Here is a 13,298-nt window from a genome sequence, read left to right as displayed (position 1 = left end):
CTGGAGGTTAGTTGCCCAACCTCCAGGGACTAGCCACTCTTAACTCCCACTTCTAGAAGATGGGAGTCTTAGAGCGGGTTAGTCTCAGGATAAAAACCTAGAACTTGCAGTACTGATCGCGAATGGATTTCATTTCGCTGACAACATTGTCCACATCCAATACCATTTCCATCATACTGATTTGTTCTTCATATACCTGTGGATCTACCTCGGCCTTCACTTCCGGCTCGCATATATGGTATACTCTCAGTCCCAACTGGACTCCCGCCAAAGGACCTGCAAAAGTAGGGTCGCCTGCAGTTACGGTTTCGGCTGCCAGTCCTGCCGCCTCACCCTCGGCTGCGCCGAGAATAACGACGACGTTGTCTGCGCCGAATTCCTCCGTAAACTCCTTAACCCGCTTTTGGTTTTCCAGGTCCATAGCGCCCGCAGCAGTTCAGACAAAGCACTCTGTTGATGAGAATACTACGTCCGCGCCCGCGGTTTGCACACACTGTGCAATTGCGGGGCCGGGGATGCCGTCCCTGTCGCCGATAATAATGACTTTTTTGTCTTTCAGCAACATTTCCTGATTCCTCCTAATTTTATTTTATTTAAACGGTAGCGGCCAAAGCCGCTGCCGTTAAATAGCTAAATAGCTAGAGATTAGAGATATTTTTTAATCATTTGCTCCACGTTGTCCGGGGTAGCGTCTTCTTTTACCAGTTCTTCGACTTTAACGCCGCCTTGGTAGATGGCGATAACCGGCAGGCCCATGATTTTCTGGCCGATAGCTAAGCGGCGGGCGCCTGTGGTGTTGAGTTTGATGAATTTGATTTTATCTCCATAGGTTTTTTCAAAGCCTTCAACGTGGGGCAGCAGAGCCTGGCAAGGCACGCAGCCGTCGCCGTAGAAGTCTACCAGTACGGTTCCTTCTGCTTTCAGTACTTCTGGTTCAAAAGTTTCTTTGTCAACTACTAACATATCAGCACTCTCCTCTTATGTTACCGGGTGTCCGGTTTTAGTGTTCCAGGTATTTTTCCGCCATCATGGCAGCTATGGCTCCGTCAGATGCAGCTGTGACTACCTGACGGATATCTTTGACGCGAATGTCGCCGGCGGCAAATACGCCGGGGATGTTGGTTTCCATGCGCTCATTGGTAGGAATATAGCCGTCTTGCAGGTTGATAGCGCCTTCGAAGATGCTGGATTGCGGCAGGAAGCCGATGAAGCCGAATACACCAAAGGTGCCATCTTCTTCGGGGGCCTGAATTTCCGTTTCTTCGTCGGTTTTCAGGTTTTTTATCACCATGGCTTCCAGCAAGCCGTCGCCTTTTAATTTGGTGATGACGGTATCCCACATGAAATTGATTTTTGGGTTCTTGCGGGCTTTTTCTTGAATGGATTTGGCAGCCCGCAGTTGGTCGCGGCGATGGACGATGGTGACTTTACGGCCGAATTTGGTCAGATACATGGCTTCTTCTACGGCAGTGTCGCCGCCGCCGACTACATAGATATCCATGTCTTCAAAGAAGTTGCCGTCGCAGGTGGCACAATAGGAGACACCTTTGCCGATAAGTTCTTTTTCTCCTTCGCAGCCAATGGGGCGAGGGAATGCGCCGGTAGCGATAATGACGCTGCGGGCGTGGTATTCGCTTTTTTTGCCTTTCAGCACTTTAACGTCGCCGGAGAAGTCGACTGCGGTAATGGTGTCCAGAGCGCGTTCCACACCGAATTTTTCGGTCTGGTGAGTCATGCGGGCTACTAAGGAAACACCGGATTCTTCTTCCATGCAACCGGGATAGTTTTCTACCTCGGAGGTAATTACGATTTGGCCGCCGTCTTTATCTTTTTCAATCAGGAGTGTCTTCAGCCTCGCACGGCCTGCGTACAGACCTGCGGAAAGTCCTGCGGGGCCGCCACCGATAATGATAACGTCATATGTTTGCATGTTTCTTCGTCCTCCTACTATTTATATCAATACCCGCTCTTCGCCCTGACGAACGGTGAATTTATCCCTGTCCATTTTCTCCAGTAGTAAGAGCGCATATTTTCTGCTGGTTCCCAGGCTGTCGCGGAAACCGGAGAGGCGGATAGCGCCCTCCGTGCGTGCTAGCCGGACAGCCGTTTCTTTTGCCTGTGCATACAGTTCCCGTAATATGACGACATGTCCGTCGATGGGCAGCAAATCGGATTGCAGCAAGGCTTCTAACACAGCTTGCCTGTCTTTGTCTTTGTCACTGCCGACAAGCTCATAGTCGGCCAGCGGCGAATAGCCGGCCTGGCGCACGGCGGCAAGCATTTCATCGCGAATAGCGCCTAGTTTAGGGGAGTATGCCGGTGTGAAGTCTGTTTTATGGAACATTATGCCGTTTTGTCCAAGCTGTCCGGTTGCTTTCATCCAGTTCTGCAGCCATTCAAATTCTCGGGAGCGACCGGCAAAATCCAGCCGTGCCTGTAGTTCAGCCTTGGTCATGCCGGCTCGCAGGGGATATTCGGCATGATAGACCGCCAGGATGCGCAGTGTCTTTTCCAGTAAAGCCTGCAGTTCCTCAATATGAATTACCCGGTTTTCGAATGCCAACAGTCGGCCTTCTTGCAGCAGAAGTTCAAAGTAGGCTGCCGCATTTTCCAGGTTGGCGGCGGCGGCAATAGCCTCCTTATCGCCAAACAGGTTCTCGCGGGCAAAGGCTTCCAGCACTTGCTGCGGCTCCCCCTGGTCTTTGATTTGCATGATATGCAGTGCCTGGGTATCGGTATACCCGGACCGCTTGGCAGCCGGGTCGATGATTCTGCCGCCGCCGACGGTCTGAACCGGCGACAGGCTCCGCAGCACGAACCGGTCAGCTTTGCGGGCAATCACAGGGGATTCGGTCAGGAGCTTGGCATAGCATTCCTCGCCGGGATGTATTTCTTTTTGCCCCATGAGTACTACCTTTGCTACTACTTCAGTGGCACCCAGGTACAGTTTAAGCTGTTCCAGTCGCTTGAGCGGCTGGCTGACATCGGCAGCCACAGAAAGATGTACATCCAAGACGCTGGTGGCTTGTACCGAGCCTGACTTGGCTACTACACAGCCCCTGCTGATCTGTTCTATCGTTATGCCGACCAGGTTGAGGGCGGTTCGTTGTCCGGCGCGGGCTGCAGCCACGGTCTGTTCGTGAATTTGAATGCCTCGCACTTTCACAGGCAGTCCCTCAGGATAAATCATCAGATCGTCATTTAAGGCAATAGAGCCTTCCTGCAATGTACCGGTAACAACGGTGCCAAAACCCTTGATGGAAAATACCCGGTCTACCGGCAGCCTGGCAGGCTTTAACAACGTCTCCCGTTCAATCCCAGCCGCCATGCTGTCAAGCAAGGCGATGAGTTCAGGGATGCCTTGTCCGGTGAGGGAGTCTACCTGCACTATCGGTGCATGCTTTAACGAGGTAGCCTCCAGGTATTCTTTGGTATCCTCTACCACCAGTTCCCGGAAATCATCGTCCACCATGCCAATTTTGGTGATAACCACAATGGCCTGTTCGATCCCCAGATACTGCAGGATATGAATATGCTCGCGGGTTTGCGGCATAATCCCTTCGCTGGCGGCAATTACCACCATAGCGATATCAATGCCGCCTGCACCGGCCAGCATGTTCTTGACAAACCGTTCATGACCCGGTACATCGACAAAACCAGCTGTTTTTCCACAAGGCAACGGGCAATAGGCAAAACCCAGGTTGATGGTAATGCCGCGACGCTTTTCCTCATCCAGCGTATCGGCGTCAAAGCCGGTCAAAGCCTTTACCAGCGAAGTTTTTCCGTGATCAATATGCCCGGCTGTTCCAACTACAATACTTTCCATCTACACCTCAACCATATACGACAATATTGTGCTCCGCGCGCTCCACCACTTCACCTACAATACAGGAAGCAAGCTCCAGAGTGTTTAACTCCGCAAGCAGTGCAGTTGCATCGTCTGCAGCCACGCTGATAAGCAGCCCGCCGGAAGTCTGAGGGTCAAATAGTATTTCTTCCATAGCCGGAGGAACATTATAAAAACATACCTTCGCCTGCAGAAATGTCCGGTTTTTTTGACCGCCGCCGGTAACCAGAAATTCTTCTGCCAACCGCCACGCTTCCGGTATGTACAGCACCTGCCGACTGTCCACCCGAATCGAATAATCGTTTGTAACCATTTCGTTCAGATGTCCCAAAAAGCCGAATCCTGTCACATCGGTGCAACTGTGGATGCGGTACCTGGCCGCGATATCAAACGCGTATTTGTTAAGGGTCTGCATTCCGGCCACTGCCTGTTCGTAGCTTTCACGGGAGGCTTCCCCCACCTTATACGCTGAAGTCACCATCCCCACGCCGATAGGCTTAGTCAACACGATCTTATCGCCAAATCGGCAGCGGTTGTTGTGCATAATCCGTTCAGGATGCACAACCCCGGTGACCGAAAGACCATATTTGGGTTCCTTGTCGTTTATGGAATGACCTCCACAAAGTACGCCGCCGGCCTCTTGCACTTTTTCTGCTCCGCCGCGGAGGATCGCGCCGAGAATGGCGGGATCCTCATCTTCAGGGAAGCAGACAATATTCAAGGCTGTTTTTACCTGACCACCCATGGCGTAAATATCGCTAAGAGCATTGGCGGCAGCAATCTTGCCAAACAGATAGGGATCATTAACCATGGGCGGAAAAAAATCCAAAGTTTGGATCACCGCCAGATCGTCCTGGAGTTGGTAGACCGCACCGTCATCTGACGTATCAAAGCCCACCAGCAAATTAGGATCGCTAAAGGCAGGAATATTACCAAGAGCATTCTTGAGAAGCCCCTGTGGCAGCTTGGCAATGCAGCCACCGCAGGTGGTGAACTTATTAAGTTTTCTGGTATCCATACCCGGGTCCTTTCCGCTTAAAGTGCATCACTGTTATTGTTTTTCTCCCGAACCTCCTGAGTCGCTTGAACCATTTCCAACTCTTCCTCAGAAAGTGCTTTATATATGCTGTAGCACATAACAATCATGACTATCATAAACGGGAAAGCCGCAGCGATGGAAGCCGTCTGCAGGGTCTTTAGAGCCGCAGTTCCACCAACCAGAATCAACATGATAGTAACAGACCCTTGCGCAATACCCCAGAAAGTCCGTAGTTTTTTACCAGGCTCCATGTCTCCGCCCGAAGTCAGCATGCTAAGCACATAGGTAGCGGAGTTGGCTGCGCCTACGAAAGAGGCCACAATCAGAATAATCGACAAAGGTGCGGTAATTACATAGAACGGTAAGTGCTTCAAAGTTACAAACAGAGATGTTGTATAATCCGCTTTAACAGCTGCTTGAATAGCGCCATTTGTCATCATATCCAGATTAAAGGCAGCTCCGCCGTATATCGCCAGCCAAATGCAGCAAAAACCAGCAGGAAGAGTGGTTACCGCAAGAACGAATTCACGAATGGTACGTCCCCTGGAAACCCGGGCAATGAACTGGCCAACAAACGCCGCCCAGGCTATATACCAGGCCCTATAGAACACCGGCCACGCTTGAGCCCATTCGGAGTTACCCATCCACAAACTCTGTCCGATAAAGTTTTGCAGGTAATCGCCAAACGCATGAGTAAAGATATTCATTATAAAAACTGCTCCGCCGAACAGGAAGATAAATACCATAAAAGCAATCGAAAGCCAGACCTTGACATCGGCAACAGCCTGCATAGCCTTATGCAACCCGGAGACAGTAGCAAAGGTAAAGATTGCAGTCATTATCGCGATAATAATTGCGATCATTCCCGGTGACGACTGAATCCCCCAAATATACTGCATACCGGTAGCTATCTGACTGGCGCCCAAACCCAAACTGGTAGCTACACCAAATATAGTGGCAAATACCGCCAGAATATCAATAGTCTTACCGATAGGCCCGTAAATACGGTCACCAAGGATTGGATAAAAAGCAGAACTGATCATACACGGAAGACCTTTGCGGTACTGGAAGTATCCCAGCGCCAGGCCACAAATTACATAAATAACCCAGACATGAATTCCAAAATCATTAAATGCAATCCGCATAGCCAGTAACATGGCTTCCGGGGTCCCACCCTGCCCTACAGGAGGAGACATGTAATGCATCATCGGTTCAGCGACTGACCAAAAGACCATCCCGACCCCCATGCCGCCGCCAAAGAGCATCGAAAACCATTGAAAATCAGTAAATTCAGGTTTTTCATCATCTTTTCCGAGTTTGATTTTTCCATAACGGCTAAGGGCAATACCATAAACAGTCACCGTAAAGATAAATACCGAGAGAAGATACATCCAGCCAAAATTGCTAGTTAAAAAACCCAATACACTTTTAGCTACCAAGCCCATTTGAGCGGGCAGCAACATACTAAATGCAACAAACGCCAGAGATACCGTCGCCGAAACGTACAAAACAGAACGATCTTGCGAGCCTTGGCCATTTGCCATTAATTATTTCCCCCTTCCAAGAACTTACAATATTGATCGCGAATGGCTTTCATTTCGTCAACAATGCTGTCTACGTCAAGTACCATTTCCATCATACTGACTTGTTCCTCATATACCTGGGGATCTAACTCGGCCTTAACTTCCGGCTCACATACATGGTACACTTTCAGTCCTAACTGGACTCCTGCTAAAGGACCTGCAAAGGTAGGGTCGCCAGCAGTTACGGTTTCGGCAGCAAGTCCTGCCGCCTCACCCTCGGCTGCGCCGAGCAGGATTACGATGTTTTCCGCACCGAATTCCTCCGTAAACTCCTTAACCCGCTTCTGGTTTTCCAGGTCCATAGCACCCGCGGCAGTTCAGACAAAGCATTCTGTCGATGAGAACACTACGTCCGCGCCTGCGGTCTTAGCACAAAGTGCGATCGCAGGACCGGGTATACCATCCCTGTCGCCAATAATAATGACTTTTCTGTCTTTCAGCAACATTACCTGATTCCTCCTCGTATAATTTTATTTAAACGGTTACGACTGATGCCGCTACCGTTAAATATACTTATGAGTTCTCTGATATCCGCACCTGGTTCTCTTTTGTTTGTTGTCATAGATTTTTAAATGGCGGAAGCATATGGGAATCGAACCCACCCACGGCTGCTTGGCCGCAACACGGTTTTGAAGACCGGTAGGCACACCAGTACCTCTCTGCTTCCATGTTTTTGTCGTTTGTCGACAATCGTTCTTTTTTTATAATACTATTTTGACAATTTTTAAACAATATCAATTTTAAACAACCTGCGCCGTTTTTTACTCAATAGACAGAGAAAACAAACGATATCACGTTTTTTCGCAAAAAATCTTATTATTTCATTATTCGACAACAAGTATCGACAAGTCTGTGTTGTTCAAATATCTTACAGTAAACACGGCTTGCGCCGAGCCTCTGGCGAAAGCGCAAGCCGTGCTACCCTTACAGCTGTTCCCCGGAAAGAGCTTTATATATGCTGTAGCACATGACCAGCATAATCAGCATGAAAGGGAAAGCTACGACGATGGAAGCCGTCTGCAGGGTCTTTATGGCCGCAGTACCGCCAACCAGAATCAACATAATGGTGACAGCACCCTGCGCAATACCCCAGAAAGCGCGCAATTTTTTACCGGGGTTCATGTCCCCGCCTGAGGTCAACATGCCCAATACATAGGTAGCGGAATTGGCTGCGCCAGCAAATGATGCCACAATCAGGACAATCGCCAGCGGAGCGGTAAGCGCATAAAACGGCAAATACTTAAGGGTGGCAAACAGGGCTGTTGTATAATCCGCTTTAACGACTGCCTGAATGGCCCCATTGGTCACAGCATCCAGCTGGAAGGCCGCCCCTCCGTATATCGCCAACCAAATGAAGCTAAAGCCAGCGGGGAGCAAGGTTACAGCAAGAATGAATTCACGTATACTGCGCCCTCTGGAGACCCGGGCTATGAATTGACCGACAAACGCCGCCCAGGCAATATACCAGGCCCTGTAAAACACCGGCCACGCTTGGACCCAGTCAATATTACCCATCCACAGAGTCTGGCCGACAAAGTTCTGCAGGTAATCGCCAAGCGTATGATTAAACAAATTCAATTGGAAAACCGCACCGCCAAACAAGAAAATAAATACCATGAACACAATCGAAAGCCAAACCTTGATATCGGCAACAAGCTGCATAGCCTTATGCAGTCCGGAGACAGTGGCCAGGGTGAATATCCCCGTGATTACCGCAATAATGACAGCAACCATACCCGGTGACGCCGGAATCCCCCAGATATACTGCAAACCGGTGGCAATCTGACTGGAACCTAAACCCAAACTTGTAGCCACACCAAATATAGTGGCAAATACCGCCAGAATATCAATGGCCTTACCGATAGGTCCGTAAATGTTCTCACCCAAAAGCGGATAAAAAGCCGAGCTGATCATACAAGGCAGACCCTTCCGGAACTGGAAATATGCCAGAGCTAAACCGCAAATCCCATAAATAAGCCAGACATGGATACCAAAATCATTAAATACAAGCCGCATGGCTAAGAACATGGCTTCCGCAGTTCCGCCCTGACCAACAGGGGGAAACATATAATGCGTCATCGGTTCCGCAATCGACCAAAAGACCAGACCTATCCCCATACCACTGCCAAACAGCATGGTAAACCACTGGAAATCGGTGAATTCCGGCTTCTCGTCATCTTGACCAAGCTTGATTTGACCAAAGCGGCTAAAAGCAATACCATAAACAGTCACGCCAAAGATAAATACCGACATAAGATACAGCCAGCCAAAATTAGTAGTTAAAAATGCTAACAGGGCATTAGCTGCTTTGCCCATTTGAACGGGCAGGAACATACTAAATGCTACAAACAGCAGGGATACAGTCGCCGAAACGTATAAAACAGAGCGGTTTTGTGAGCCTTGGCCATTTGACATAAATTATCCTTCCCCTTCCTAAAACTTGCAGTACTGATCGCGAATGGATTTCATCTCTTTGACGATGTTGTCCACATCCAGCACCATTTCATCATACTGGTTTGTTCTTCCTACACCTGGGGATCTATTGGTCTTCATTTTATGCGTGAGTTGGCTGCAGATTAATGTCCAGCAATTTATTTCCACGCCATTGAATAAATTTTCCCAAATCGCTATAGGAAATAGTAACAGTTTCCGTATTTATATTAGGATGAAGTTTCATGCTGCTATATCTTTTTATACTTGCGTCGAGCACAACAGTGACTTCTTTGTTATCATCGTTTAATAATCCGAAAGGAGAGACCGCCCCTCGCGATAACCCCAGATATTGTTCAAGCCGCTTTTCAGAAGCAAAACTTAACTGTTTTTCAGCTAAAAGTTCTGCCAAGACCTTCAGGTTAACAGCAGTTGAATGGTCGGCAACCACCAGGAAATGCCTATTGCCTTTCTGGTTCCGCAAAAAAAGGCTTTTGCACATAACGCCATCTTCGCCGCCAATATATTGATTCCACTCCTCTACCGTATATACAGGCGGATGCTGATAAAGTTGGTATGAAATATTTAATTCATTTAATACCTGAAACACCTTTTCGTCTTGTTCCATCACCGTAACTCCTTTTAGCCGGCAATATTGTTTCCGTATTACTCATTGTTAGCGATGCATATGACAACCTTTGTGGCAAGCCACGCTCACACAACAGGTACAAGAAGTCTTTTCGCACCCGGATACAGGTTAATATCACTACCACAGCCAGACCTGTTAAAGCGTGGTACCGCCCAGTTTGCGCAAAACATACCGTCGCAGGCGCTGACTGTGGCAGCGGTTATCTAACTTAGCCTAGGATAGATTGTATTGAAACCCATCGCCCTTATAAATCCTGCATATCCACAAAAAATTTCTCTTTTATTTCTTCCCTTTCCCATTCCGGACGTTCTACGGCAGTTATTTCGATAAGTGATTCAATGTAAAGATCTTTTTCTATCATACCGGACTGAGCATATTTATCCTGATGGTTTACTACCAGCTCAAACTCTTTTGCTCCCGCTTTACCTGCAGCCAGCATAGCTTGTTTTTTGGCCGAATCCAGAGCATAAGCCACTGCATTTTCCAAATTTTCAAACATTTTGTACTCCCAAGGGGCATGCAGCAAATAGGTTCCATCTTTTTCGCCGGGTTTGATCAATACTTTTACTGTTTCCATGATTTTACCGGTTGCGGCTCCCACAGCATTGGCTACTTCCGCATGCTCCGGAATAATCAAGCCAGTATTCATTTTTTCAGCCACAGCCGGCAGCCAGGCCTCCACCGGGGCTCCGATACCAATAATCGGCATATTGATTTTAAAAGAACAGTCCAAACTCTGATCTTGTTGGGGTGATAAGGCTTTTTGGATAAAATACATAACCTCTGGTGTGTTTTTTATCCTAATGCTTTGCTCATCACAGCCTACGAGACTCTGAAGACAGGTAATGCAAAGGTCATTGATTATTTTTTCAGAGGCCAGATGTATAAACTCATTCGAGCTTTTTCCCATCCGGTTTGCCAAAACCTCTACACCTATTTCCGCCGCTTCCCGGTTCCATTGGTGGTAAGTTCCCCTGGCATGCAGAAGATCACTGGGAGTAAGCGATATCCTGGCAAGTACCCCTAGGTTGACAAGGTGTTGCAGGTTGAGAAGATTAGGATCAATATCCATCCGTTGAGTTAGGTAAAACAGACTTCTTGGACCGGCTTGAAGAATTTCAATTACCTGTTTTTCCTGGTCATTCAATACTTCATGAGTACTATCCTTAAGAAACATGAAGCAATCTGTTGCCTGGGCAAACATAAGGTCATAAGTTTTCTCAAAGTTCAATTTTAGTTCATCGACCAAATATGGATATTGGTAGCCAACAACACATAACGGCCATACCCGTTGGGGACCTACCTTAATTTCACCGTCTCTGCCAGCTTGAATATAGCTGTCGCCACCTAAACCATAAGTATATATTTGTGCGGCTTGCACCCGTGTGAGCCAACCGCCGACAGTTGCCCCTTCCTGGTTGATTTTAGGCACTCCGTTTTTTAAAATGGCAATATCAGTCGTGGTCCCCCCCATATCAAGCACAAGTGCATCAGCAGACTGGGTAAGGAAGGTTCCGCCTATGATACTGGAAGCAGGTCCCGAGAGAATGGTCTCAATCGGTTTTTCACGGGCTAACGCTTCCCCCATCATACACCCGTCTCCCTTAACAACCATGATGGGTGCTTCTATCCCTTTTTCGTTAAGCACCTTTTTTACGGATTCAATCAATTCGGTGATGATCGGAATTAAACGCGCGTTAAGAACTGCCGTAACGGTTCTTTCATGGAAGCCCAAGGAAGTCGTTAACTGGTGGGCACATACCACCGGAAGATCCAAAATCTCGCTTACCATTCCTCTTACAGCAATTTCATGTTCAGGATTCCTTACGCTAAGATATCCCGAAATAGCTACCGCATCCACCTTACCTTTTAGTTCGTCAATAGCTTGGCGGGTTTTCTCTACATCCAGTTCGGCGTTGGGACGCCCTTTGAGATTGTGTCCTCCCGGTAAAACATAAGAATGTTTTACCGGGAGAGAACCCCTTGGATCATAGCCAATCATCAACAGACCTACCTCACAGCCGCGACCTTCGACAATTGCATTGGTTGCCAACGTAGTTGACAGCGAAACCACACTGATTTTCTTAAAATCCTCAAAGTCCAAATTCGCAATACAATTCCGAATGCCAATAGATAGATTTTCACGGGTCGTCAATGCCTTGGCCTTCTTTAGTATCTGTTTGCTCCTAAGCTCCACAACCACGCCATCGGTATAAGTTCCGCCGGTATCTATTCCCAATACCAGTGACATTTCGGTTCCTCTTTTCTTAATCGTCTTCGCCCGGCATATGTCCGACAGCGTTTTCTACAAGATCTCTGATCTTTGCGGCAACATCCTTGGGCAAAGGAATCGGTTCGTGGTAATTAATAATATCGCGGACTTTTTCATTGGCTACCTGAGTCAGGGTTTTCCCACCGGCACTTTCCCAAATACTGCGGGCAGCGCGGTTAACCAGACGTGTAGTATAATTTTCTGCCGCATGCTCTGCGGTATGCTCTTCAGCGGCAAAATTGCCGCCCGGGCCAACCTTCTCAATTGTCTCAAGCGCTAATGTTTCCTGATCCACCCGTATGCCGCTGGTTAATCTTCTGGCCATGCCCAGAACTTCATCTGCGATTACAACAAGGTCAAGGTTTGAAGTCGTCCCGTATTCTGAGTACCCGGTATCATGATTCAGGTTGGCTCCTGACATATTGGTCATAGCGATGGACAGGGCGGCCTCAATTCCAGCCTGTTCGTCGATAATACACGAGTCGGTACAGCCTGCCGTGCCAAACATCGGAATGTTCAGGTAATGGGCTACGTCGGCTAAGCCTGCCAGGAGCAGGTGCAGTTCCGGTGCTCCATAGGAGAAGATGGTCGTACCCATATCCAATATCGTATACACGCCGCCCATTATGAACGGGGCACCTTCACGGGTACATTGGCTCAAAACCATCCCGCTCAAGCTTTCACACAAACCTTGAACCATAACCCCTGCCATCGTCGCCGGCGCCGTTCCGCCAGCCATGATGCAAGGAGTATAAATGGTCGGCAGGCCTTTCTTAGCCCCCATGACCAGCTTTTGGGCGGCTTCCCGGCAGTGGACGCCCGGCGAAATCGGTTCAGCATACAGGCAGATGAATGGGTTCCTTCTTAGCTCTTCCTCACCACCGGCAATAATCTCAGCCATCTTAATGCAGTCTTCCTGGCCCCACTGATCGTTACAAACGGTAATAATCGGTTTATCGGTGTGTAAAATCTGCTGCTCAAACTCATGACGGTCCGAAACTAACAGGGGAACGTCCTGGACAATACCTAGCGACATCGCATAATCAATATTGGGTAGAGCGTCAAGAACCTTGGTTGCCCAGCCTACAGACTGTCTGGTAGCCCGATGTCTTTCGTTCGTGAAGGGATTTCTAGTAAACGGGGTGCAGGGACCCGAGCCAAAATAGGCATTGTTGCCTTCAATAAAAAGTTCCCGTGCTCCCGTCCGGCTATTGCAAAGCACCACGTGTTTCTGACAAGACCGCAAGCACCGTTCCGTAATATCCGCCGGTATCCTCACTCTTTTTCCATCGACCCAGCAGCCTGCTTTTCTTAAAATTCCCAGAGACTCTTTGTCATGAAAATCCGTCCCGGTGCGCCACATTGCTTCTTCCGCGGCCATGATCAATTCATAACATTGGGCTTCCGACAATATATTCATCTTCGTACTTGAATACGCTTTAAAGTTTGCTCTAGTTGTCAACTTCAAACTCTCCTTT

The 13,298-nt window shown here is 48.4% G+C and carries 12 protein-coding genes and 1 tRNA gene; 1 reads left to right on the top strand and 12 read right to left on the bottom strand.

Annotated elements, in window-relative coordinates; genetic code table 11:
- Positions 1 to 97: 97 nt before the first annotated feature.
- The 10 genes from grdA (SALPA_RS15825) to SALPA_RS15785 form a co-directional block, all read right to left on the bottom strand.
- Complete coding sequence (gene grdA, locus SALPA_RS15825; protein ID WP_145095980.1) at positions 98 to 565, bottom strand: glycine/sarcosine/betaine reductase complex selenoprotein A; 468 nt, start codon at positions 563 to 565, stop codon at positions 98 to 100.
- Positions 566 to 645: 80 nt separating this feature from the next.
- Positions 646 to 963 (bottom strand): co-chaperone YbbN, encoded by a 318-nt coding sequence (locus SALPA_RS15820; RefSeq protein WP_145095977.1) that lies wholly within the window; start codon positions 961 to 963, stop codon positions 646 to 648.
- A 37-nt stretch (positions 964 to 1,000) separates the two neighbouring features.
- Positions 1,001 to 1,930, bottom strand: a complete 930-nt coding sequence (gene trxB, locus SALPA_RS15815) for a thioredoxin-disulfide reductase (protein WP_145095974.1) — start codon at positions 1,928 to 1,930, stop codon at positions 1,001 to 1,003.
- Between the two features lie 21 nt (positions 1,931 to 1,951).
- A complete protein-coding gene (gene selB, locus SALPA_RS15810; RefSeq protein ID WP_145095971.1) occupies positions 1,952 to 3,826 on the bottom strand; it encodes a selenocysteine-specific translation elongation factor in 1,875 nt (624 codons plus the stop codon).
- 7 nt (positions 3,827 to 3,833) lie between these two features.
- On the bottom strand, positions 3,834 to 4,865 hold the full coding sequence (gene selD / locus SALPA_RS15805; protein WP_145095968.1) for a selenide, water dikinase SelD: 1,032 nt from the start codon (positions 4,863 to 4,865) through the stop codon (positions 3,834 to 3,836).
- A 17-nt stretch (positions 4,866 to 4,882) separates the two neighbouring features.
- Entirely contained in the window at positions 4,883 to 6,430 is a 1,548-nt protein-coding gene (locus SALPA_RS15800) for a BCCT family transporter (protein WP_145095965.1), read from the bottom strand.
- Positions 6,430 to 6,915 (bottom strand): glycine/sarcosine/betaine reductase complex selenoprotein A, encoded by a 486-nt coding sequence (gene grdA, locus SALPA_RS15795; protein WP_145095963.1) that lies wholly within the window; start codon positions 6,913 to 6,915, stop codon positions 6,430 to 6,432. Before grdA (SALPA_RS15795) ends, SALPA_RS15800 begins: the two co-directional genes overlap by 1 nt.
- 127 nt (positions 6,916 to 7,042) lie before the next feature.
- A tRNA-Sec gene (locus tag SALPA_RS29085) sits at positions 7,043 to 7,136 on the bottom strand.
- 257 nt (positions 7,137 to 7,393) lie between these two features.
- On the bottom strand, positions 7,394 to 8,884 hold the full coding sequence (locus SALPA_RS15790) for a BCCT family transporter (protein WP_145095960.1): 1,491 nt from the start codon (positions 8,882 to 8,884) through the stop codon (positions 7,394 to 7,396).
- Positions 8,885 to 9,023: 139 nt separating this feature from the next.
- Entirely contained in the window at positions 9,024 to 9,527 is a 504-nt protein-coding gene (locus SALPA_RS15785; protein ID WP_145095957.1) for a prolyl-tRNA synthetase associated domain-containing protein, read from the bottom strand.
- A gap of 60 nt (positions 9,528 to 9,587) precedes the next feature.
- Between SALPA_RS15785 and SALPA_RS30460 the strand changes: the two genes are divergently transcribed.
- On the top strand, positions 9,588 to 9,755 hold the full coding sequence (locus SALPA_RS30460) for a hypothetical protein (protein ID WP_222428014.1): 168 nt from the start codon (positions 9,588 to 9,590) through the stop codon (positions 9,753 to 9,755).
- A 37-nt stretch (positions 9,756 to 9,792) separates the two neighbouring features.
- Here the strand turns inward: SALPA_RS30460 and SALPA_RS15780 are convergent, their stop codons facing one another.
- Positions 9,793 to 11,799, bottom strand: a complete 2,007-nt coding sequence (locus SALPA_RS15780; RefSeq protein ID WP_145095954.1) for a hydantoinase/oxoprolinase N-terminal domain-containing protein — start codon at positions 11,797 to 11,799, stop codon at positions 9,793 to 9,795.
- A gap of 16 nt (positions 11,800 to 11,815) precedes the next feature.
- Complete coding sequence (locus SALPA_RS15775) at positions 11,816 to 13,282, bottom strand: trimethylamine methyltransferase family protein (protein WP_222428013.1); 1,467 nt, start codon at positions 13,280 to 13,282, stop codon at positions 11,816 to 11,818.
- Between the last annotated feature and the right edge of the window lie 16 nt (positions 13,283 to 13,298).

It is taken from the genome of Sporomusa sp. KB1 (assembly GCF_007830295.1).
Classification (GTDB): domain Bacteria; phylum Bacillota; class Negativicutes; order Sporomusales; family Sporomusaceae; genus Sporomusa.
This window is presented reverse-complemented; position numbering and strand designations above follow the sequence as displayed.